Origin of the sequence: Nocardioides sp. NBC_00850, from assembly GCF_045207335.1 — a bacterium.
In the GTDB taxonomy this organism is placed as follows: Bacteria; Actinomycetota; Actinomycetes; order Propionibacteriales; family Nocardioidaceae; genus Nocardioides.
In genome coordinates, this window is the sequence record NZ_CP108845.1 from 4,707,311 (window position 1) to 4,730,098 (window position 22,788).

19 protein-coding genes are annotated in these 22,788 nt (G+C 69.0%); 5 read left to right on the forward strand and 14 right to left on the reverse strand.

Annotation, left to right across the window (positions count from 1 at the left end; translation table 11 throughout):
- Positions 1 to 3: 3 nt before the first annotated feature.
- On the reverse strand, positions 4 to 915 hold the full coding sequence (locus tag OH802_RS22875) for a LysR family transcriptional regulator (protein ID WP_406022411.1): 912 nt from the start codon (positions 913 to 915) through the stop codon (positions 4 to 6).
- Positions 916 to 1,030: 115 nt separating this feature from the next.
- Here OH802_RS22875 and OH802_RS22880 point away from each other — a divergent pair, with 115 nt between their 5' ends.
- Together OH802_RS22880 and OH802_RS22885 are read left to right on the forward strand one after the other, a co-directional pair.
- A complete protein-coding gene (locus OH802_RS22880; RefSeq protein WP_406022413.1) occupies positions 1,031 to 2,317 on the forward strand; it encodes an MFS transporter in 1,287 nt (428 codons plus the stop codon).
- A complete protein-coding gene (locus OH802_RS22885) occupies positions 2,275 to 3,111 on the forward strand; it encodes an alpha/beta fold hydrolase (protein ID WP_406022415.1) in 837 nt (278 codons plus the stop codon). Before OH802_RS22880 ends, OH802_RS22885 begins: the two co-directional genes overlap by 43 nt.
- On the opposite strand, the gene OH802_RS22890 is transcribed toward OH802_RS22885, so the two are convergent.
- Positions 3,080 to 3,448, reverse strand: a complete 369-nt coding sequence (locus OH802_RS22890) for an SDR family oxidoreductase (RefSeq protein WP_406022417.1) — start codon at positions 3,446 to 3,448, stop codon at positions 3,080 to 3,082. The two genes, OH802_RS22885 and OH802_RS22890, sit on opposite strands and share 32 nt — an antisense overlap.
- A gap of 20 nt (positions 3,449 to 3,468) precedes the next feature.
- Between OH802_RS22890 and OH802_RS22895 the strand changes: the two genes are divergently transcribed.
- A complete protein-coding gene (locus tag OH802_RS22895) occupies positions 3,469 to 3,621 on the forward strand; it encodes a hypothetical protein (protein ID WP_406022419.1) in 153 nt (50 codons plus the stop codon).
- Positions 3,622 to 3,639: 18 nt separating this feature from the next.
- Here OH802_RS22895 and OH802_RS22900 read toward each other — a convergent pair whose 3' ends face one another.
- The 5 genes from OH802_RS22900 to OH802_RS22920 all read right to left on the reverse strand — a co-directional run bounded on the left by OH802_RS22900 (position 3,640) and on the right by OH802_RS22920 (position 9,547).
- On the reverse strand, positions 3,640 to 4,485 hold the full coding sequence (locus tag OH802_RS22900; protein WP_406022421.1) for a hypothetical protein: 846 nt from the start codon (positions 4,483 to 4,485) through the stop codon (positions 3,640 to 3,642).
- 3 nt (positions 4,486 to 4,488) lie between these two features.
- Complete coding sequence (locus OH802_RS22905) at positions 4,489 to 5,166, reverse strand: hypothetical protein (RefSeq protein WP_406022423.1); 678 nt, start codon at positions 5,164 to 5,166, stop codon at positions 4,489 to 4,491.
- Positions 5,167 to 5,207: 41 nt separating this feature from the next.
- Complete coding sequence (locus OH802_RS22910) at positions 5,208 to 6,572, reverse strand: pyridine nucleotide-disulfide oxidoreductase (protein WP_406022425.1); 1,365 nt, start codon at positions 6,570 to 6,572, stop codon at positions 5,208 to 5,210.
- A gap of 73 nt (positions 6,573 to 6,645) precedes the next feature.
- Positions 6,646 to 8,034 carry an aspartate aminotransferase family protein gene (locus tag OH802_RS22915; RefSeq protein WP_406022427.1) on the reverse strand — a complete coding sequence of 463 codons (1,389 nt, stop codon included), beginning with the start codon at positions 8,032 to 8,034 and terminating at the stop codon, positions 6,646 to 6,648.
- Entirely contained in the window at positions 8,027 to 9,547 is a 1,521-nt protein-coding gene (locus OH802_RS22920) for a CoA-acylating methylmalonate-semialdehyde dehydrogenase (RefSeq protein ID WP_406022429.1), read from the reverse strand. Before OH802_RS22920 ends, OH802_RS22915 begins: the two co-directional genes overlap by 8 nt.
- 119 nt (positions 9,548 to 9,666) lie before the next feature.
- Between OH802_RS22920 and OH802_RS22925 the strand changes: the two genes are divergently transcribed.
- On the forward strand, positions 9,667 to 11,256 hold the full coding sequence (locus tag OH802_RS22925) for a PucR family transcriptional regulator (protein WP_406022431.1): 1,590 nt from the start codon (positions 9,667 to 9,669) through the stop codon (positions 11,254 to 11,256).
- 53 nt (positions 11,257 to 11,309) lie between these two features.
- Here the strand turns inward: OH802_RS22925 and OH802_RS22930 are convergent, their stop codons facing one another.
- From OH802_RS22930 to OH802_RS22945, 4 genes are read right to left on the reverse strand one after another with little or no spacing between them, the layout of a single operon-like run.
- Positions 11,310 to 13,805, reverse strand: coding sequence for a beta-glucosidase (locus tag OH802_RS22930; RefSeq protein ID WP_406022433.1), 2,496 nt, complete (start codon positions 13,803 to 13,805; stop codon positions 11,310 to 11,312).
- Positions 13,806 to 13,858: 53 nt separating this feature from the next.
- Positions 13,859 to 15,664 (reverse strand): sulfatase, encoded by a 1,806-nt coding sequence (locus OH802_RS22935; RefSeq protein ID WP_406022435.1) that lies wholly within the window; start codon positions 15,662 to 15,664, stop codon positions 13,859 to 13,861.
- Between the two features lie 38 nt (positions 15,665 to 15,702).
- The gene (locus tag OH802_RS22940) at positions 15,703 to 16,323 is read right to left on the reverse strand and encodes a TetR/AcrR family transcriptional regulator (protein WP_406022437.1); all 621 of its coding nucleotides are present in this window, start codon (positions 16,321 to 16,323) and stop codon (positions 15,703 to 15,705) included.
- Positions 16,324 to 16,333: 10 nt separating this feature from the next.
- The gene (locus OH802_RS22945) at positions 16,334 to 17,311 is read right to left on the reverse strand and encodes a formylglycine-generating enzyme family protein (RefSeq protein WP_406022439.1); all 978 of its coding nucleotides are present in this window, start codon (positions 17,309 to 17,311) and stop codon (positions 16,334 to 16,336) included.
- Positions 17,312 to 17,394: 83 nt separating this feature from the next.
- Here OH802_RS22945 and OH802_RS22950 point away from each other — a divergent pair, with 83 nt between their 5' ends.
- The gene (locus OH802_RS22950; protein ID WP_406022441.1) at positions 17,395 to 18,942 is read left to right on the forward strand and encodes a sulfatase; all 1,548 of its coding nucleotides are present in this window, start codon (positions 17,395 to 17,397) and stop codon (positions 18,940 to 18,942) included.
- A gap of 36 nt (positions 18,943 to 18,978) precedes the next feature.
- On the opposite strand, the gene OH802_RS22955 is transcribed toward OH802_RS22950, so the two are convergent.
- From OH802_RS22955 to OH802_RS22965, 3 genes are read right to left on the reverse strand one after another with little or no spacing between them, the layout of a single operon-like run.
- Complete coding sequence (locus tag OH802_RS22955) at positions 18,979 to 20,148, reverse strand: family 1 glycosylhydrolase (protein ID WP_406022443.1); 1,170 nt, start codon at positions 20,146 to 20,148, stop codon at positions 18,979 to 18,981.
- On the reverse strand, positions 20,145 to 20,951 hold the full coding sequence (locus OH802_RS22960) for an alpha/beta hydrolase (protein ID WP_406022445.1): 807 nt from the start codon (positions 20,949 to 20,951) through the stop codon (positions 20,145 to 20,147). Before OH802_RS22960 ends, OH802_RS22955 begins: the two co-directional genes overlap by 4 nt.
- The gene (locus tag OH802_RS22965; RefSeq protein WP_406022447.1) at positions 20,948 to 22,726 is read right to left on the reverse strand and encodes a sulfatase; all 1,779 of its coding nucleotides are present in this window, start codon (positions 22,724 to 22,726) and stop codon (positions 20,948 to 20,950) included. Before OH802_RS22965 ends, OH802_RS22960 begins: the two co-directional genes overlap by 4 nt.
- Positions 22,727 to 22,788: the final 62 nt, after the last annotated feature.

The window sequence follows — 22,788 nt, forward strand, 5'->3', positions numbered from 1 at the left end:
TGATCAGGAGCTCAGGAGCAAGGCGTCATCGGGGACCGTGATCCAGCCATGCGCCTCGGACAACGCGCGTGCGCTGCGTCTCAGCACGTCGAGACCGGGGTGATCGAGATCCGCGCGCCAGCGCATCGTCCAGGGGAACAGTGCGACGGGCTCGACGAGCGGACGCATGACGATGCCCTCGACCGGCGCCTGGCTCTCCAAGGCCAGCCCGGGCGCACCGTGCAGCCGTAGGTGCGCGGCGAGCTCGGAACCGCCGAGGACATGGGGATGCCCGTCCGTCGGGTCCACGCCGAACGGCGCGAGGAGCTGACCCATCGCGCGTGCCCACGCGGGAGTCACGTGGTCGCCGGAACGCGTGCACACCTGGGCCGTCCGGAGGGCCTCGAGCGGCACGGCGTCGAGCGCGGTGAGCTCGTGGTCGTCGGGGAGCAGCACGATGATCCGCTCATGACGGACCGCCTGCCCACGCGGGGCCGCGACGCCCTGTGGGGTGGCGCCGAAGCCGACGTCCGCCCCGGCCACCGTGTCCGCGGACCCGCCGCCGAAGCGGACGATGAACTCGATGTCAGGGGCCGTACGCCGAGCCGCGTCCAGCACACGAGCAGGCGTCGTCCCCGGCGCGACGGCGTCGATGACGAGGCTGCCGGTGTCGGCACGCAACTCGCGTACGGCACGGTCGTGCAGCGCGATGAGCTCACGCGCCCGGTCCACGAGACGCCGGCCCTCCGGCGTGAGTGCGACGCGGCGCGAGGAGCGGTCGAGGAGGCGGACGCCCGCGGCGCTCTCGAGCCGGCGTACGTCTCGGCTGAGCGCCTGCTGGGCGATGAAGAGCCGGTCGGCCGCGCGCCCGAAGTGCAGCTCCTCCGCGACCGCCACGAAACGGCGCAGGAGCCTGATCTCGAGGTCGCCCGCCACGGGCCCATTCTGTCCGGTCGGCGAACCGGGCGGCAGCGGATCGACAACAGAAGTGCGTCGATCCGCGCTTCGCTGGTGTTGGACGCGCGTCCGAAGCCGCGAGCAACCTGGAGGCATGTCCTCGTCGAGCCCCGCGCCGAAAAGCCCTCAAGTGATCACCGCGCTGCACGGTGGAGTGGGCATGCTCGTCGCGGTCTGGGGCGCGGGGCTTCCCGTCCTCGACGCCCGAGTCGATCTCGGCCCCACGCGACTCGGGCTCCTGCTCCTCACCCTCGCCCTGGGCGCGGCGATCGCGATGCCGCTGGCCGGACAGCTCGCCCATCGCTGGAGCGACGCCGCCGTGCTGCGCATCGCCCTCCCCACCGCAGCGCTCCTCCTCGCCACGATCGGGGCGATGCCCGCAGCCGAGCCGATGATCGCGCTCGCCGCCGTCTTCGGCATCTGCTGCGGCGCCATCAACGTCGGGCTCACCTCGCAAGCCACAACCGCCGAGCGCGCAGCGGGACGGCCCGTGATCGCCCGGATGCACGGATTCTGGACGCTCGGCGCCGTCCTGGGGTCGTCGGCACTGGCAGCGGCGCTGCGCGCCGGCGGCGACAGCACCCTGCTCCTGCCGGCCGCCGCACTGAGCGCCGGCGCCCTGCTCACTCTGCTGGCGCTGCGGCTTCCGGTCGGTCGCACCGGCGCCGACCCGGGCACTGCTGCGGATCCGGACGGGGCGGCTGCTCAGGGGCCGACTCGCAGAATGAGTCCCGTACTCGTCGGCGCCGGTGCCGTGGCCGCCGCGGCCTTCGTGGTGGAAGGTGCCGCAACCGACTGGGCGGGGATCCACACCACGCGCGTCCTCGGTGAGGAACCGGCCGCCGGAGCGACGATGTACGCCGTCTTCTTCGCTGCGATGACCGTCGTCCGCTTCGCCGGAGACCGTCTGCGCGGCGCCGTCGTGGCACCGATCCTCGTAGCGGCAGCCGCCGGGGTGACGCTGCTCGGGTTCGTACTCGTCCTCCTCTCCCCCATCGTCGTGGAGGGCGCGCAGGTCGTGGTCGCCACTGGAGGATGGGCGCTCGCCGGCGCGGGCACGGCTCTCGTCTGGCCGATCGTGATCGGCAGCCTGGGCGCCTCCCGGATCGATCCGCGGCGGCTCTCGGTCGTCACCACGATCGGCTACCTCGGCGGATTCGTGGGGCCCGTTCTCATCGGCGGCCTCGCCGCCGGGGTGGGGCTGGCCGGCGCGATGGCGCTGCCCGCGGCGCTCACGGTCCTGCTCGCGGCTGCCGCGCCGCCCCTCGTCTCACGGCTACTGCGCCTGGAACCGACCCGCCCACTGCCATCACCGATACCGACACCGAGGAGAACGCCATGTACGCACCCGTCCAGATCGACCTGCCCGAAACACGCCTGAACTACGAGCTACGCGGATCCGGGCCCGCCATCGCACTCGTCGGATCACCGATGACCGCCGCGGAGTTCGCCCCGCTCGCCGAGGCGCTCGCCGCCCACCACACCGTCCTCACCCACGACCCGCGCGGGCACGGCGGGAGCGTCCTGGCCGATCGGTCCGTCGGCTCCACACCCGATCAGCGCGCGGACGATCTCGCCGAGCTCGTACGCCGCACGGACCTCGGCCCCGTCGCGGTCCTCGGGTCCAGCGGCGGTGCCGTGACGGCCCTCGCCTTCGCCCAGCGCCATCCGGAGCTCGCCACGACGATCGTGGCACATGAGCCCCCGCTGCTGGAGCTTCTCGACGACCGGGAGGAGCAGCGCGCGCTGACGGACACGATGAGGCGTCGGTACGCCGACGGCGACGTGGTCGGCGCGTGGGGCATGTTCTTCGAACAAGCGAACATCGTCGTGCCGGACGGCATGCTCGAGGCCATGTTCGGCGGCGAGCGCAGCTCGAGTGCCCTCGCGGAGGAGGCGTTCTGGTACGCCGATGAGCTGCCGGCCTCCGTGCGGTGGCAGCCGGACGAGGAAGCACTGCGCCGCGGACCACGGATCGTCCTCGGCATCGGCGAGGAGTCGGCTGGTCAGCTGTGCGAGCGTACGACCGAGGCGCTCGCCGCGCGGCTCGGAATCACCGCCATGCGGTTCCCCGGCGGCCACACCGGCTTCGTGGACCATCCGGAGGCCTTTGCCGCGCGGCTGAAGGACCCGCTCGGCTACCTCACGCGCTCCGCTGAGCGGCCGGGCGGATGACGATCTCGTTGACATCGACGCCGGCCGGCTGGCCGATCGCATAGTTGACGGCACCGGTAATGGCGTCCGCGGGGATGCTGGCGGCCCGGTACGCCTCCATCGCGGCTGATGCGACCGGATCCGTGATGTGCTCCGCCAGTTCGGTCTCCACGACTCCGGGCGAGATCGTGGTGACTCGGATGCTCGGATCGGACTCAAGTCGTAGGCCCTCAGTGAGTGCCCAGGCCGCGTACTTCGTGGCCGAATAGACCGCCGAGGTGGGAACGACCTCGTGGGCACCGATGGACGCGATCGTCACCACATGGCCGCCACCCTGCGCCTTGAAGTGCGGGAGCATACCACCCTGACGTCGGCGAGGTGACGCTCCGGATGGAGGCCTTCGACGTCCGTTCCAGCCCCGGGCAACAGCTCGTCGTGTATCACGCCGACGTCGGCTCGCCCAGTGCCGGGGCGCTGCAGCTGCTGGGCGCGCTGGACGCAACCAGAGCTGAGGAACAGAAGACCGACTGACACCCGATCAAGCCCGAGCTAGCTCGGTGGGGAGTTCCGGAACTGGAACTGGACCCGTACGTCGTCGTCGAGCCGGACGAGGATCGTGGTGCCACCGGGGCTCCAGGTGTCGGGCACGAGGAACATCCGGTCGTCCCCCTGGATCAGCAGCCTCAGTCGCCAGTAGCGGAAGCGGTATTCGTCCTCGCCGGCATCCGGCCGCACGACCTCCTCGACTCCAGCGGTGGCCGGGACGTGCAGCCGCTCGCGGGTGTCGAGGACGACGCTGGGCAGGCTGCGCAGGTTGCGGGCCTGCTCCATCGCTAGGCCACGGCCGGTCCACTGCGCGGTCGTGGCCGTCGCCCAGATCACGCAGGCGGCCACGCCCACCCAGAGCAGCACGATGCGCGGTTCGAGGTGGCCGCCGCGCAACCGCAGGGCGTACGCCACGAGTGCCGCGCCACCGCCGAGCAGGACAGGCGTCACCAGGGCGTAGTAGGCCCAGCCACCGACGAAGGAGAACCCCGCCAGCAGCAACGTTCCGGCCGCCAGGAGGGCCAACCCGACGCCGAGGACGATCGTGACGAGCCGGTCGAACCAAGGCTCCGCGGCCTGTCGCCGAACCCAATGGTGGAGGGCAACCACCGCGACGCCGCCCAGCACCAGGACCAGCATCGGGGTCAGCAGCGGCTGCGGGCTGCGCATGACGTAGGCACGGGTGCTGAGCCCGATCACGTCGACGTCGAGGCCGAAGTAGTCGTACTGGGCGCGGGCGGCGACGTACCCGAAGTAGAAAAGGACGCCGCTGATCACGGTCACCGGCGCGACGAAGCTCGTCGCCAGGCTCACCCAGCGGTCGATCCCCGTCGGCGGCGTATCGGTCATGGCTCAGCCAGATTCGGCCGGGTCCGTCGACTCGGTCGGCTCGGTCGGCTCGGTCGACTCGGTCGGCTCGGTCGGCTCGGTCGGCTCGGTCGACTCCGACTCCGTGTCGACCTCCGGCGCGTTGAGGAACGCCTCGGTGTCGCCACCCTCGACGTCCTCGAGCTCGCAGGGCTCGGACGGGCAGGTCATCTCGCCGCTGAGCCGCAGCACGGCGTCCTCACCCTCCTGCTCATCGGTCCAGGGAACCAGGGAGCGCATCGCCACCTGGCAGCTCAGCGAGTCGGCGGTGAAGACGAATCCGTCCAGGCAGGGCGCACCGTCGCACGCCGCGTCAGCCGGCTCGAAGACCTCCGGGTCGACCTCGTAGCCGGTGACGACGACCGAGACGCCCTCGGGCACCGACGGGTCGTCACCGCTCGGCCAGAGCCAGCTGACGTCGGCGCAGACCACGCCGGGGCTGCCGTCCAGCGGGTACGACCCGCCGCCGATCGGGAGCGTCGGCACGGCCACCACCGGCTCGTCGGGATCCGTCGGATCGTCGGGATCAGGGTCTCCCTGCCCGGTCTCCGCAGAGCTGGCATCCGTGACGTCCACCTCCGACTCTCCGTCGGACGAGCCGCACGCGGCGAGGAGCAGGAGTGCACACGGGATGACAGCGAGGAGCGAACGGTTCAACAGCATGAACAACACCTCCTGAACAAAGACGGAGCCCGGACGTACGCTCAGGTCAGCTGAGCCAGCTGAGCGAGTCCGGGCTTCGTGTGCTTCGCCAGCCGTTCGCGCGCGTCGTCGAGGGCTGCAGATCCGGGATAGCCGGGCGGGACCCGAGCCGGGTTGAGCGCGACCCCGTCCGACCACGCCTTGATGTCCGGCTCGGACGAGAACGACATGGCCGCCTGGGTGCCCAGGACGTTCATCGTCGCCCAGGTCGCCATCGTGTCGGGGAACGGACTCGGCGGGCAGAGCCGGTTCTTCTCGGCGTCGGCGTCGCGGGTCGCCTCGACGTAGCCGGTGACGGCGGCGCCGAAGCAGGGGAAGCCGGCCCGGATCGGCTGCAGCGTGATCGCCTCGGGGCGCCAGACCGGGAGCAGGGGCGGATACTTCAGGCCGTCCGCGGCGCAGTGCACGACCAGGGCGTCGTCGGCGACGGCGAGCGACCCGTCGGCGAAGGTGAGGGAACCGCGGTCGACGTGTCGGATGTGGCCGCGGCGTACGACGTTCTCGAGCGTACGCAGCTTCTCGAGCTCCCACGTCGCCAGCGTCGGCGCCTTGGCCATCGTCGGCATCACCGATCGGTCGATGCGGAGCATGATCCCGGCGTCCTCCAGCCCGAGGAACAGGGCCTCGAGCGACGTCGACCTCTCGGCGATCTGCATCGTGTCGGCGGCCATGCCCAGGAAGATCGCGGGATCGGGCTGGACGACGGCCCGGTTGAACATCCACGGGTCCCGCGGCCGCACCCAGCAGATCGCGTCGGGGTCGACGCCACGCGACAGCAGCCAGATGCACGCGTCGGTCGCGGTCTTGCCGGAGCCGACGATGACGTACTGGCTCGGCGTCTCCTCGAGTCGCGCTAGATCGTTGACCGGCAGCACCCGCGCGCCCTCGGCGACCCCGAACGGCGGCGGCTTCTCGGCGGGGATGCTGGGGGCCAGGTAGCGGGCGTCGACGATCCGGGCTCCGGGCATCTCGAGACGCTCCCCCGAGATGCGCGAGACGACGGTGCCGTCGCCGACGTACTCGCTGTTCGGGAAGAACTGGACCTTGCCCGACTCCACCATCCGCTCGAGGATCCGCGCGTAGTAGGCGCAGATCTCCGCCTGGGTGGCCCGCTCCTGAAGCCCCTTCTCGGGTCCGCGCTGCTGCAGCTGCCCGCCGCCGAGCAGTGTCGAGGGGACGCCGTAGAAGGCGGAGGACTGATGCAGGCGTACGAACGGGTACGCCTCCAGCCAGTGCCCGCTGACACCGTGTCGCCGGTCGACCAGCGCCACCCGCACATCGGCGTCCTCGATCAGAGCGTCTGTGAACGCCATCCCCATGGCGCCGGCACCCACCACCAGGTAGTCGACATCGACCGTGCGGCTCATGCCTCCACCAAAGCACGGCGAGGAGCCGCCCGGTCAATAGCCAGTTGGGTCTATGCCGCAGACGGGGTACAGCTCAGCTCGAGGTGACCGAAGCCCGCGCCTCCCCCAGAGCCTCACCGATCAGCCGGATCCCCGTTCGTACATCCTCGGCCGCGGTGTTGATCGGAGGCACTGTGTGGATGCGGTTGAAGTTCACGAACGGCAGGACGCCCTTCGCGTTCGCGGCCGAGACGACCGCGCCCATCTCGCGGCTGGAGCCGCCGTAGGGCGCGAGCGGCTCCCTGGTGGCTCGGTCGGACACGAGCTCGATGGCCCAGAAGGCACCCACACCTCGTACCTCGCCGATCCACTCATGGCTCTCCGCCAGGGCACGGAGCTCGGGCCCGAAGACCTCATCGCCCAGGGCGGCGGCATGATCGACGATCCCCTCGTCCTCCATCACCTCGATCGTCGCCACCGCGGCGGCGCACGCGAGCGGATGACCCGAGTAGGTCAGTCCTCCGGGATAGGGCCGCTGCGCGAACGACTTGTGGATCGCCTCGCTGATGGCGACGCCTCCGAGCGGGACGTACCCGGAGTTGACGCCCTTGGCGAACGTCAGGAGGTCGGGTACGACGTCGGCGTGCTCGATGGCGAACCACTTTCCGCTGCGCCCGAACCCGGACATCACCTCGTCGGCGATGAGCACGATGCCGTGGGCATCACACAGCTCGCGTACCCCTCTCAGGTAGCCGGGCGGCGGGATCATGATCCCGGCGGTGCCCGGGATCGACTCGAGGATGATCGCGGCGATGGTCGAGGCCCCCTCGAGCGCGATGACCTGCTCGAGGTGCTCGAGCGCGCGCTGGCACTCCTCGTCCTCCGTGGTGGAGTGGAACGGGCTGCGGTAGAGGAAGGGCCCGAAGAAGTGCACGGTGCCGGTCGAGCCGTTGTCGTTCGGCCAGCGGCGGGGGTCGCCGGTGACGTTGATCGCCAGCTGGGTGCCGCCGTGGTAGGAGCGGTAGGTGGAGAGCACCTTGTGCTTGCCGGTGTGCAGCCGCGCCATCCGGATCGCGTGCTCGTTGGCGTCGGCTCCCCCGTTGGTGAAGAAGACCCTGTCCAGGTCGCCAGGCGTGTGCGAGGCGATCAGCCGGGCTGCCTCGGACCGGGTTCCGTTGGCGTGCTGCGGCGCGACGGTGCAGAGGGCGGCGGCCTGCTCCTGGATCGCCTCGACGATCCGCGGGTGCTGATGGCCGAGGTTGGTGAAGACCAGCTGGGAGGTGAAGTCGAGGAGCTTGCGACCCTGGCCGTCCCAGACGTAGGAGCCTTCTCCGCGGGTGATCACGGTCGGCTTGATCAGTTCCTGGGCGGACCAGGAGTGGAAGACGTGCTGCCGGTCCAGCTCGTAGGCGCGGCCGGCGTCCTCGGTCAGTGCTCGCATGCTCGTGCCCGCGTTCGCAGGCGCGGAGATGGTCTCAGTCATTCTGCGGGAACCCCAGCTCGAGGCCGCCGACGGGCCGGGCGGCCGGGTTGATCCAACGGGAGGTGACGACCTTGCCTCGGGTGAAGAAGTGGACGCCCTCGGTGCCGTGGGCGTGGGTGTCGCCGAACAGCGAACGCTTCCACCCGCCGAAGGAGTAGTACGCCACCGGCACCGGGATCGGTACGTTGATCCCGATCATGCCGACCTGGACGTCGGCCTCGAAGCGGCGGGCGGCGCCACCGTCGTTGGTGAAGATCGCGGTGCCGTTGCCGTACTCGTTGGCGTTGATCAGCTCGACGGCCTCGTCGTAGGAGCCGGCACGTACGACGGAGAGGACGGGGCCGAAGATCTCCTCCCGGTAGATCTCCATGTCCGGGGTGACGTGGTCGAACAGCGTCGGGCCGAGCCAGAAGCCGTCGGCAGCTCCATGCGCCTCGACATCGCGACCGTCGATGATGACCTTCGCTCCGGCCTGCTCTCCGGAGTCGATGAAGGAGGCCACTCGGTCGCGGTGCGCCTTGGTGACCAGCGGCCCCATGTCGGCCTCGACGGCACCGTTGGTCTTCTTGGCACCGTCGCCGATACGCAGCGTGCGGGTCCGCTCGGCGATCCGGGCCACCAGGTCGTCCGCGATCGGCTCGACCGCGACCAGAACGCTGATCGCCATGCAGCGCTCGCCGGCGCTGCCGAAGCCTGCGTTGACCGCCGCGTCCGCGGCGAGGTCGAGGTCGGCGTCGGGCAGGACGACCATGTGGTTCTTGGCACCGCCCAAGGCCTGGACCCGTTTTCCTGTCCTGCTCGCCTCTTCGTAGACGTACTGGGCGATCGGCGTGGAGCCGACGAAGCTCACCGCGTCGATGTCGTCGCTGCGGAGCAGGGCGTCCACCGCGACCTTGTCGCCCTGCAGGACGTTGAAGACACCGTCGGGAAGCCCGGCCTCCTTCCAGAGCCTGGCCATCCAGATCGCCGCCGACGGATCCTTCTCGCTGGGCTTGAGCACCACCGCGTTGCCGGCAGCCAGCGCGATCGGGAAGAACCACATCGGCACCATGGCCGGGAAGTTGAACGGACTGATCACCGCCACCACGCCGAGCGGGTCGCGCTTGGAGTGCACGTCGACGCCGGTGGAGGCCGACTCGGAGTGGCCGCCCTTGAGCAGATGGGAGATCCCGCAGGCGAACTCCACGACCTCCTGACCACGGGAGATCTCCCCCAGAGCATCGGAGTGCACCTTCCCGTGCTCGGCGGTGATGATCTCCGCCAGCTCCTCCTTGCGAGCGTTGAGGAGCTCACGGAAGGCGAAGATCACCTGCGTACGCCGGGCCAGCGAGGTCTTCGCCCAAGCCTTGCCGGCCGCCGCGGCGGAGTCGATGACGTAGCGGGCATCGCGTTCGCCGGCCAGGGCCACTCGGCCACTGACATCGCCGCTGGCGGGGTTGGTGACATCGGCCCACTGCTCCGAGGTGCCGATGAACTCGGCGCCGTCGACCCAGTGTGGGATCTGCTTGGTCATGGGGTCTCCTGTTCGGTCCTGATGCCACGATCTTGGTGCTGGGCATGGCCCCTCCCGGGAGACATTCCGTAGGATCTGTGCCGGATACCCAACGATCTGTCGGGAAGCAGGAGGTGGTCATGGCCCTGGTGACGGTTTCCCGGGTACTCGAAATGCCCGTCGTTCGAACGGCCGCACCAGAAGTAGTGGCGGGTCGAACTGGGCTCGACCGCGAGGTCCGCTGGGTGCACTCCGCCGAGCTGGCCGAGATCGGCGCCTTGTTGCGCGGCGGCGACCTGCTGCTGAGCACGGGTATCGCTCTGCCCGAGGACGCCACTGAGCTCGTGGCGTACGCCGACTCCCTCGCCCACAGCGACGCCGCAGGGCTCTTCATCGAGCTGGGCCGCCGTTGGTTCGAACTCCCTCCAGCTCTCATCGAGCGATGCGATGATCTCGGCCTTCCGCTGATCACGCTCGGTCACGAAGTCCGATTTGCCGCCGTGGCCCAAGTCGTGGGTGAGCGCATCGTCGACGAGCAACTGGCAGACCTGCGCGAAGCCCAGCGAGTCCACGACACGTTCACTGAGCTGAGCATCTCCGAGGCAGGTCCAGCGGAGATCCTTCAAGCCGCCCAGCGCCTGTGCGGGGCCGCCGTGGTGTTGGAGGACGATCAGTTCAGAGTGCTTGACTATCGCCCCGGCCCCGATGATATCGATGCGTTCCTGCGCGACTGGAGCACCCGTTCCCGGCGCATCTCGCTTGAGGGCAGATCCGCATGGGACCCCACGAACCACTGGCTCGTGACCCGCGTCGGGCGCCGCGACCGCGGCTGGGGCAGACTCATCGTCCAGTCCGACCAGCGTCCCTCCCCTGGTTTGGTTGCTACCGCAGAGCGGGCCGCCGCGGCGTTGGCGATGCACCGGCTCCACGACCGTCAGCGCGACAGCGTGGTTCGACGTACTCACCACGAACTGCTGGTGGCTCTGCTCAACGACCCGAACGACCCCGACCTGGTGCGTCGCTGCGAGCTGGCCGGGCTGCCGGTCCACAAGCGTCAGTTCGTCGCCGCGAGCGTACGCGCGCAACCGCGCCCGTCCGACACAGCAGGCATCACCCGCGTGGATGAGGTCGTTGCTGCGATCACCCACGCCCTCAGCGCCCGCCAGGTTCCCGGACTCGTCGGAATCATCGACCAGGATGTGCGCGTGCTGTTGTCGCTCTCCCGGACGGCGGACGCAGACCTCGTCGCAGACCAGCTCGCCGCGACCATAGTCACCAAGATCCCCGCGACGATCACCGCAGCCCGCCCGGTGGAGGACAGAAGCCTCATCGATCACACCCTGCGCGAGGCCCAACAGGTCATGGACGCACTCAAGCCGGACCAGCTCGCAATGACCTCGACCCGGGCGTATCGCCTGGAGGACGCGCACCTTCGGGGTCTGCTCACGCTGCTTGCCGGGGACGATCGTGTCGCGCTATACGCCGACCGCGAGCTCCATGCGCTCGAGGCGTATGACGAACTGCACGGGACCGATCTGCTCGCCGTGGTCCGAGCGCTGGTGAACAACCCGGTCAGCAAGTCGGAGGCCGCGGCCAGCCTGCATCTCTCACGGCCCGTCTTCTATGACCGCCTCGCCAAGGCCGCTCGCGTGATCGGCGCCGACCTCGACGATCCCGACATCCGGGTCTCACTCCATGTAGCCCTGTTGCACCGGGATCTCCCTGCCTGATCAACAACACGGACCATGATCAGCGGAGACCACCGCCCTCGGGTGCGGATCAGCTAGGAGCCGACCACGACAGTGGCCTGGAGCGGGAGCTCGTCGACGCTCGCGCCGACCAGCAGGTCGAAGGCGCCCGTCTCGTACCACCACGTCCCGTCGACCCAGGCCGCAAGGCTACGCGCGGGCACATCGACCTCCACCCTGACAGCCTCACCAGGATCGGCGCGCACGACGCTCCACCCCGCGAGCCAGCGCACCGGGCGGGAAACCTCGCTGGATCCACGCGCGGCGTACACCTGGACCACATGCTTCCCCGGTCGGTCCCCGGTGTTCCTGACTGTGAGGCTCAAGGAGAAGGACTCCCCGCCGGCCACCTCGGCCGGAACCGACAGACCGGACATGTTCCAGGTCGTGTAGCCGAGACCGTGGCCGAAGCAGTAGGCCGGCGTCGCGCCTTGCTTCAACCACGCGCGGTGCCCGATGTCGATTCCTTCGGCGTAGTGGACCTTGCCGTCAACGGGGCGATCCGGCCCGACCGGCACGGCCTGCTCGTCGCCGGGCCAGGTGGTGGGCAGTCGCCCGCCCGGCTCGCGGTCACCTGCCAGCACCTCCGCAAGAGCGGTACCTGTCCGCTGGCCGCCGAACCAGGTGACGAGCACAGCGCTGGCACGGTCATGCCAAGGCATCAGCACCGGACTGCCAGCGTTCACCACGACAACCGTGCGCGGGTTCGCCGCGAGCACCGCCTCCACGAGTGCGTCCTGACCTCCGGGCAGCGCCAACGACGTGCGGTCGATCCCCTCACTCTCTGTGCGCGAACTCGTGCCGACCACCACCACGGCGACCTCTGCCGCGGCCGCAGCAGCGACCGCTTCGGCGAGCATCAGCTCGTCAGGCCCTGACCGCGGCGCCATGCCGATCATGATCGCGTGGACCATCGGGAGCGGCGCGGTCGTCAGGTCACAGACAGCGACCAGGTCGATCGGGGTGCCCTCCACCAGGTCGACCGGCACCGCGGTGACCGGTGGCGCGAAGATGTTGGCGGTGATGTCGGAGGTCTCCAAGCCACCGTCACGGGAGCTCGCGCTCTCGGCGGTGCTGAATCTGTCGATGACGGTCTCGCCATCGATCGACAGCGAGACATGTCCGGCCACGGCGACACCCACAGCACAACGCTGCGTGATCGCAGGCGTGTACCTGGTCTGCATCGTGAGAGTGGTCGCACCCTCGGGCATGGTGCCCATCCAAGCCAGCTCGGCGCTGAGCCGGATCTCCTCGAGCAGGACGGTGCCATCGGCCGCGGAGAAGACGACGTGGACGCCCGGCGTCCCGGCAACGGGGTCGAGGAGCAGGTCCCGATCGAGCGGGAAGATCTCCGTAGGCGCGGGAACACCCATGTCGAAGGAGATGCTGGCGTCGGGGAAGCGGTCGCGCAGTCCCTCGAGCGGCGAGATCACCCGGTCCGGAACCACCGTCGCACTTCCACCACCCTGACTTCGCGCGCACATGGCATTCGGGCCGATCACGGCGATCGATGCCGGAGCGTGACTCCAGGGCAGCTCGTTGGCATTGCGCAGCAGGACCATGCTCTCGGCGCCCAGCTCGGTGACAGTGTTCAGCGGCTCGGGAGCTTCGCTGTCGACCCTGGGCGCAGGCTCCACGCCCTCGAGCGCGCCGACGCGAGCGGCCAGGCGCAGGACGCGCAGCACCTTCTCATCGATCGTCGATTCCGCGACCCGACCCTCACGGACCGACTCGACAAGCGCATCCCCCCAGGGGCTGAGCAGGTCAGGCATCACCACGTCCTGAGCAGAGTTGGCCGAGGCGTCCGTGGTCTTCACGGCGATCCAGTCCGAGAGCACCACGCCGTCGAACCCCCACTCGGTCTTGAGCGGGTCGCGCAACAGGTCGTTCTCGCTCATGGTCACACCGTTGACACCGTTGTACGCCGACATCACCACCCACGCCCTCGCCTCCACGATCGCGTCCTCGAACGCGGCGAGGTAGAGCTCGCGGAGAGCGCGCTCCCCGACCTCAGAGCTCGCGGTGTGCCGCTCTATCTCATAGTCGTTGGCCACATAGTGCTTCGGGCACGCGGCGACACCGTGGGCCTGGATGCCCTCGACGTAGGCGGCCGCCAGACGAGCGGTCAGCAGCGGGTCCTCGGCCATCGCTTCGAAGTGGCGGCCCCCGTAGGGCGATCGATGCAGGTTGATCGTGGGACCGAGCACCACATCCGCGTGCTTGCTCAGGGCCTCCCGGCCAAGCACGTCGCCGTAGCGACGCGCGACATCGACGTCCCAGGTCGCACCCAACGCGCTCCCTGACGGGAGATTCAACGACGGATTTCTCTCGTCACCGACCTCGCCGCGGACCCCCGCGGGTCCGTCGGAGAAGACGATCGAGCGCAGACCGATGGAATCGTCGGCAGGCAGCGACCAGAAGTCCGCGCCCGAGAGCAGGCGCACCTTGGCCACGAGGTCCAGCTTGCCGAGACGCTCGTACAGGATCGCTTCGAGCTCGTCGGAAGGGGTGGACGGAATCAAGGACGACATGGCTCTCCTCGGGTCGACGGAGTTGCCAACCTACCAACCGAGTACTCGGTAGGCTAGCCTTTCGCTCGACTCTCTGCGAAGAAGGCCGCCCAGGGCCCCACCGCCACCGAAGGCTCGTACCGGCCGGCGACCCGCAGATGGAGGTACTCGATCGCCTGGGAGAGGTAGTCGTCGTCCTCCCCATCCACCGACAACGACCCCACCCGGTTTCGCAGCCGTCGCGGGTCGAGGCATGCCAAAGCGTTGAGCGCTTCCAGCCGTACGCCGAACGGGTGATCGCGACCAGCCAGCCGTACCAACGCGTCGATGCCGACGATGTCATCGAGGTCCAGGCGGGCCAGAGCCTCGGCGAGCACGACCTGTACGGTCGCGTCGGCTTCTGCAGCGAGCCTGGCCGCCACGGCACCGGCAAGCAGGGCGTCCCCGGAGGAATCAGCAAGCATCAACAGCCCCATCGCCGCCCAGCGCCGCAGGAGGGGGTCGGGATCGTCCAGGCGACGGCTCAGCACTCGCCCATTGCCCGGATCCTGCACCAGTGCGATGTCCGAGAGCTCAAGGACGGCGGCCAGGTCGTAGGCGCCCGGGATCCGGCTCGCGTCCCACCCCTCCGCAGGCGATCCCTCAGGAAGGAAGCCGTTGTCATTGATGGCGACCATGTGCTCGCGCAGGGCGGTCGCCAGCCTGCCCTCGACCTCCGCGAGCGACGGGTCCCCTGCACGATTGACCACCTGGTCCGGATCGGCCTCGAGGTCGTAGAGCTCGACAGCTGGGCGCGGCAGCCAGAACAGGTCTTGTTCGGGAGTGAGTCGCCCCGCCAGATGCTCGGACTCCCAGGAGCGGTAGCCCGCGGCGGCCCAGGCGAAGGCGTTGTACTGACCACCGGGACGGTGGGGCATGAAGTTGCGCACATATCGGTGCCGCCCGTCCGTCACCGTCCGCACGAAGTCGTAGCGCTCATCCATTCGATTGCGGGCGCCGTACGACAACGACCCCACCGGTGATACAGGACCGGCCAGGCTCGGCTCGGACATGTGCTCGGGCACAGTTCCATCGGCCAGATCGATGAGGGTAGGCGGGATGCTGGTCGTAGTGACCGCCGCTCGCACCCTGGTGCCCGGCGGCGGAAACCGCTCCGCGAACCGTCCAGGGGCGTGCACGAGCAAGGGCACCCGGAGCCCCTCCTCGTAGCAGTGCCGCTTGGAGCGCGGATTCACGCCTCCGTGGTCGGAGGTGTGCACCACGACCGTCGAGTCGGCAAGCCCGTCGTCGGCGAGCTGCGCAAGAAGCTCGCCGACAACGGCATCCATCCGCTCCACGTCCTCGTAGTAGCGCGCGATGTCATCCCTGATCTCCGGAGTGTCCGGCAAGTACGCCGGGACACGCACCGCGGATGCGTCGACTGTCGGAGCGCCCGCCCGGAAGACGGCGGACTCATGGGTCCCGTCGATGTTGAACACCGCCAGGAAGGGCTGACCCTCGGCGCGGTTGCGCCAGTGCGCCCGGCCGGAGCACTCATCCCACAGCTCGTCCGGATCGACGTCAGCGTTGTAGTCGGTCTTGGAGTTGTTGGTGCAGTAGTAACCCAGCGAGCGCAGGACCTGCGGGTAGGTCGTCATCCATTCCGGCAGGACGGCCCGCGCTCGCATGTGAATGGCCGGCGCATGCGCCTCGGGAGCGACCCCGGTCAGCAGCGCGAACCGCGACGGCGCACAGACCGGAGCGGGCGAGTAGGCATGCTCATAGAGCACTGAGTCGGCAGCAAGGGCATCAAGGTTCGGCGTACGGGCGAGAGGGTCGCCGTAACAGCCGAAACGTGGCGGACAGTCCTCACTCACGAGCCACAGCAGGTTTGGTCGCACAACGCACCCTAACCGACCGAGCAGTCAGTAAGCCAGTGTCAGCGCCCCGATGGCGAGATGTCGCGGCGCAGCATCGCGGTGAAGTCGGCGAAGGATCCGGCCAGATCGACCGACGGATCCACCAGCCACTGGTTCTCCAGGCCCTCCGATGCGGCGATCAGCATCGTGGCGATCGCACGGGGATCCACGTCTTCACGCACCTGTCCCGCATCAATCCCTTTCTGCAGCGCGGCGGAGCAGAGGTCACGGAAGTAGCTCGTTCGCAGCACCACCCACTCGTGGGCCGGATGATCAGCCCTGGTCGCCTCAGCAGCGGTGAGGTGCGCAAGCTGCACCATGTTGCGGTTCTCGGCGTTGTGCCGAACGAGCCCCTCGAAGAAGTCGAACAGCTGCTCCGCGTCCAGCTCGGCGATCTTCTCCACCTCCATGCCGACGGCCTCGAGGTCGCGCGTATCCCTCTCCACGAGGACGGACATGAACAGCGCGGACTTGTTGGGGAAGTGATGCAGGAGCCCCGGCTGAGAGATGCCCACCTCGGCAGCGATCTTCGCCAGGGAGGTTCCCCGGTAGCCATATGCGCCGAAGTGCTCGAAGGCGGTGTCGATGATCCGTGCCCGCGAGAGCTTTCCCGAACGCTCGGCAGATTCCGTACTGGCCATGCCACACAGCCTAGGCGACCAGCAGCGAGGCGGTCCGGAAACCCGCGTTGCCCACGGACGAGTCGGGAGTGTTCGCGGAGCGTGCCGCATTGCGGTAGCGATTGCAGTAGGAGTCGTGACACAGGTACGAGCCACCGCGCAGCACCTTCGCACTGCCTGAGGCCGGGCCGCGCGGATGCAGCCGCGGCGAGCGAGCGTAGTAACCGGGGTCGAACCAGTCGGCACACCATTCCCAGACGTTGCCGACCGACTGCCACACCCCGTATCCGTTCGACCGGTAGCTACGCACCGGGGCGGTGGTGAGCCATCCGTCCTCCCTCGTGTTGGCGTCGGGGAACGAGCCCTGCCAGATGTTGCAGGGCCATGCCCCCTGGCCGTCACGCGCCGGAAGCTCGTCGCCCCAGGGATACCGCGCGTCAGGCAGGCCACCACGCGAGGCGACCTCCCACTCAGCCTCCGTCGGAAGGCGGCGACCAGCCCATTCGCAGTACGCCACCGCATCGTTCCAACTCACATGGACGACCGGGTGGTCAGAGAGGCCGTCGAGGGAGCTGTGGCGCCCGCCGGGACGGCGCCAGTCGGCGCCTCGAACACCAAGCCACCACGGCGTCCTGGCCGCTCTGCTGATGACGTCACCCGGATCGGCCGCCAGCGCCAGGTGGAACACCGCAGAGTATCCGAACCGCTCTGCCTCGGTGACATGACCGGTTGCCTCCACGAACGACGACCAGGCCTCGTTGGTCACCGCCGTGCAGTCGATGTCGAAGTCCTCGATCTCGACCGCGTGCACCGGCGTCTCGCCGTCGCCGGCCTTGCCGTCACCGTGCATGTCTCCGATGTAGTGAACCCCACCAGGGACGGCGACCTGCTCGATCACGTGCCGCACCACCCCAACCTCGGCCACCTGCGCACTGGGAGACCACGGAACGGAGGTCGCGAGCTCCTCGCCCACCGACATCCGGTCGGGGCCACAACAAGTCTCACTCATGACCACCTACGGCCTTTCGGAATCACGACGCGGCAACTAACCTACCGAACAATAAGTCAGTTCACAATCAGCCCGGAGGCAACGTGAAGATCATCTACGTCGACGTGGACACCCTGCGTCCGGACCACACTGGGCCCTACGGCTATCAGCGCCGTACCACGCCGAACCTGGATGCGATGGCGGTCGACTCGGTGCGGTTCGACCACTATTACTGCTCCGACTCGCCCTGCCTGCCGTCCCGCACTGCGCTCATGAGCGGCCAGTTCGGGATCACCAACGGGGTGATCGGGCACGGCGGACCCGCCGCGCAGTACCGGATGGACGCCGGGCACGCGATGCAGTTCGATCGGCCGCTGCTCGGGCAATGGCTGGCCTTCCACGGCTACTACACCGCGGCGGTCTCCAGCTTCGCGGAGCGGCACCGCGCACACTTCTTCCACGGCAACTTCCGCGAAAGCATCCGCTCGACCCCGGAGATCGGGGACGAACCGGCCGACGCCGTCACGGACGTGGCGATCGACTGGATCGAGCGCAACCGTCACCGCGAGGACTGGTACCTGCACCTGACCTATTGGGACCCACACACCGACTACCTCCAAGACGTCCGCTGGACCGAGGCATCTGCGGCGGCGGGGCCAGCGCCGGACTGGCCCGACCAAGAGGCCATCGACGCCCACCAGGACATCTACGGGCCCCGGACGGCGAAGGACCTGCACTACTCGATGGTGCCGCGCACCAGCCCGGTCCCCCACAACATGCCCGACCAGATCGCGACGCGTGCCGACTTCGAGCACCTGATCAACGGGTACGACGGCGGGATCATGTTCTGGGACAGCCAGTTCGGGCGCCTGCGGGCCGCCTTGGCCGAGATGGGGCTTACCGACGAGGTCGCCATCGTGGTCAGCGCCGACCACGGCGAGTCGTTCGGGGAGCAGGGTTCGTACGCCGAGCACGGTCTCGCGAACGAGCCCACCCACCACCTCCCGATGGTGATGTTCTGGCCGGGCGTGACCGACAAGGCCGAGCAGCGTGAGCACGATGCGCTGCTCTACAACATCGACTACGCGCCGACGATCTGCGAGCTGCTCGGGCTGCCGATCCCGGAGAAGTGGCAGGGTCAGTCGTTCGCCGACGCCGTGCGCGGGCAGGAGATCGAGTCGCGCGACCATCTCGTCTGGGGACACGGGGCGCACACCTACCAGCGCGCCGTCCGCACCCGCGACCACCTCTACATCCGCACCTACCACCCTGGCGCGTTCAAGGCCGAGCTGGAGTCGTTGTTCGACATGAAGGCCGACCCCCACCTGACCACGAACCTGATCGACTCCGAGCCGGACCTGGCGGACCGAATGAGAGCCCGGCTCTTCGAGTGGTGGAGCTTCCACGCCGGTACGCCGGGGGCGCTGCCCGACCCGATGCAGATCTCGCTGCAGCACGGCCCGACCCTCTACAACGACCCCGACGACTACATGGCCCACCTTCGCGCCACGGGCCGGTCCGAGCAGGCCGACGACCTCTACGCCCGCCTCCACCCCGGCAACGGCGCGGTGCGCGCCTCCTGGACGGCCGAGGGCCCGCCCCTCCGCCCGGAGGAACGGGCCCTGTTCAAGGCCTACGCGCAGCAGAAGTGACCAGCAGCGGCCGGCCCCGGCACTGCTTCAGGCAGGTCAGGGCCGGCCGCGCCGGGCGACGCCGCCGAGCCAGGCCAGGCTCGGTTTCGGCGTACGCACGAACGTCTCGCGGTCAACCGCGATCAGGCCGAAGGTCGGACCCCAGTGGCCCCACTCGTAGTTGTCGACGGCGCTCCAGTGCAGGTAGCCCCGGACATCCACGCCGTCGGCCATCGCATCCCGGAGGTGGCCCAGCGCAGCCTCCGTGTAGTTGATCCGTCGCTGGTCGTCGTCGGTCGCGATGCCGTTCTCCGTCACCAGCACGGGGACACCACCGGTCACCTCCCATGCGCGCCGAGCGGCCATGCCGAGCGCATCGGGGCGGTAGGCCCATCCCGTGATGGTGTTGTCCGGGCTGGGCGGATGCGGAATCGGACCGTCCGCGCCGACCAGCTGGCTGGTGTAGGACTGAGAGCCGACGAAGTCGTCGCCGCGGGAAGCCTCGAGGTAGAGGTCCTCCCACACCCAGGCCGTCTGCCGCAGCATCTCGTCGTGCTCCGGCCCCGCCGACTGGAACGCCTGCTGCGCGATCGTCCAGCCGACGGCGGCATCGGTGTGACGTCGCAGCGCGTCGACTGCCGCCCGGTGCACCTCAACCATCGTGGCCCCGCTCCTCTCATCCGGGGCGGGGAGTCCTCCAGCGAGCGCTTCGAACCCGTCCGGACCAGAGAGCAACCGGCGAACCGAGTCCATCACCGCCACCATGTTCGGCTCGTTGATGGTGCATACCCAGTCGACGTTTCCGAGGATCGACGACGTCCGTTCGACGTACCGGGTGAACAGTGCGACCGCGTCCGATCGCCCCCAGCCGCCCCCAGCCGCGAACCAGCGCGGGTTGCTGAAGTGGTGCAGGGTGACCACCGGCGTGAGGCCGAGCTCGAGCGCGGTGTCGATCATCCGGCGGTAGTGCGCAAGAGCCGCGGCCGAGAAGCGTCCCTGCTCCGGCTCGATCCGGGCCCATTCGACGCCGAACCGGTAGGCGTTCAACCCGGCCTCGGCCAGCAGCGTCATCTCCTCGCGATAGCGGTGATAGCTGTCGAGGGCATCGCCGCTACGTTCCGGAAGAAACGACTGCTCGGCGTTCTCCAGCTCCCACCAGTCGCTGTTGAGGTTGTTGCCCTCGGTCTGGTGGGGTGAGGTGCTGGCTCCCCAGAGGAATGGGCTCACGCCGGCCACTTCCCATCATCGATCTGGCGGACCTGTTCGAGGTCGGTTGTGGGCGCGAGCAGGAAATCCACGATCAACTCCGTGGTGCGGTCGAAGGCAGGGTTGCCCTCGGGACGAGGCAGGAAGAAGCCGTGTCCGGCTCCCTCGAACTCGACCAGCTCGCAGTCGTTGCCAGCTGCTGCCATCGCCTCCCGGAACTCCCGCGCCAGACGGAGAGGGACGATGCGATCGCGCGTGCCGTGGAGGACGAGCGACCGCGGAGCGCCACGACGGACGTGGTGCAAGGGCGACGCGTCCCGCGCGGCCTCGGGCGTCAGGCCCACGAGGCGCCGCGACAAGGCGGCCAGGAGCCCTCGTCCGCAGCACATGTCCACCGCTGGGTTCAGGAGCACGAGGCCGTCGTACGCCGTCGGCTGGTCCCCGCCCGGGGGCATGGCCAGGGCGAGGGCGAGCTGGGCGCCTGCGGACCCGCCGCCGATCGCGATCCGGTCCAGGCCGGCGTCGGCGGCGATCTTGCGGAAGGTGCGGTCCGCCTGAGCTGCATCGGCCAGGCAGTCCGCCGGCGACAGGGCGCCCGATCCGACCAGTCGATAGGCGGAGCTCGCCGCCAGAATCCCGGCGTCGGCGAGGCGTCGGGCGTGCGGCAGCAGCATCGACGGCGCCCCCTTCATCCAGCCACCGCCGTGGAACAGCAGGACCGCCGCTCGCGGACGCCGCACCGGCGAGCAGACGTGCAGGTCCAACGGGGTGTCACCGTCGGCCGCGACGTACTGCTCGATCGTCTCCGTGAACGACTCGGTCATACCGGTGCCTGGTCTGGCTCGGCGAGGGCGGCGTTCAACTTGTGCAACAGCTCCGGCGACACGGCCGGCGTGGTGGCAGCGAGGTTGTACGGCGTCATCCGGCCCACCCGCGCCCGCAGGTCGTCGTGGGCGAGGATCGGCATGAGCGCGACGATGACGGCACGACCGCGCTCGTCGTCGAGGAGCTCGTCGAGGGTGCTCAACGCGCTCAGTCCGTCCCTGGCGAACACCGAGGGCGGAGGCAACGGCCGTGAGGACGCCGCCACCTGCTCCTGCTGCTGGCGGGCGAGCAGGTGCTCGGTGGTGACCGCTCCGGCCACCGGGAGTCCCAGCCTCTCGAACTGACTCGGGGGCGCTTCGCTGGCTCGCAGCAGGTCGACCATGAGTTCGGCCATCCGCAGCTCGAGGTCGTCATCGACCAGCGGCTGCCGCTGGGCGGGGTCGTTCGCCAGGTCGAAGAGCATCGTCCCGAAGGCGTGGGGATTGCCCCAGCTCGCACCTGGCACCTTCAGCACCGGGACTCCCTTGGTGAAGCCGAACGGCCCGGCCAGCTCGGCGTCGCGGAGCTCGCTGGGGTCGAACCGGCTCTTCATGTGCGTCGGCATCAGGGTGTACTCCTCCAGCGGGGCGTTGGAGGAGTCGACGCTCGCGCGCATGTAGACGTAGCGCCCGTCGGTCACATTGATGTGTCCGCCGAAGACACCGAACAATCCGGCCTCGCGCACCGGCTCGTCGGCCGCGACCGCCCCCGCCAGGGGCTGACCCTGCATGTCGGGGGTCGGCGCCAGGCCGAACCAGTCGAGCAGGGTGGGACCGAGGTCGATGGTCTGCACCAGACTGCCTCTACGCTCGCCGCGGGAGCCGGCGCGCGGGTCCCAGATGAACAGCGGCGTGTGGATCGTCTCGTCGTACCAGGGCTGGACCGACTTGCCCCACCACCCGCGTTCACCGAGCAGGAAGCCGTGGTCGGTGCAGACGATGAGCATCGTGTCGTCCCACAGGTTGTGCTCGTCCATCGCGTCCATGACCCGGCCCAGCGACTTGTCGCACATGGTCAGCAGCGCGGAGTACTCGGCGCGGATGTGCTCGACAGCCTGCTCGTCGTCAGTGACCCGGCCGTACGCCGGCCAGTCGTACTCCGGTCCGTCGTACTGGTGCACGTAGTGCGCGCGGTGCTCGTCGTAGCTGAAGAACGGCTCGTGCGGGTCGAAGGTCTCGATCTGGAGGAACCAGTTGTCGTCGTCCTGGTTGGTCGTCAGGAACTCGAGGCCGGCATCGAAGGTGAGGGTCTGGCAGTGCCGGTCCTCGGTGGCCATGTACTGACGGTTGATCGTGTCCTGACGGGCGCCCCCCATGCCGCGCGACGCATTCGCCAGGACCTCGGGGTCGGCCACGTGGCCCTTCCACTTGTCGCCCTCCTGGCCACGGAAGAGCTCATAGCTGTCGAACCGGTTGTGATAGGTCGCGCCGCCGTCCTCCCAGTAGTGGTAGTGGTCGGTGCTCAGGTGCGTGTAGACGCCCGCGCGGGAGAGCATCTCGGGCACCGAGTCGTCGAACGGCTCGAGCGGCCCCCAGCTGCGGTGCAGGAAGTTGTGTCGTCCGGTGTGCAGCTCACGACGCGCCGGCATGCACGGCATGCTCCCCGCGTAGCAGTTGTCGAAGGTCACCGAGCGCTGCTGCAGCCGTTCGAAGTTGGGCGCATGAATGCCCTCGGCGCCGTATGGCGGGAGGTATCGACGGTTCAGGGTGTCGAACATGACCATGATCGCGCGCACGACGGTTCCTTTCGGGAGAGGTGCCCACTAACCTACTTACCAATCAGTCGGCCAGCAAGAGC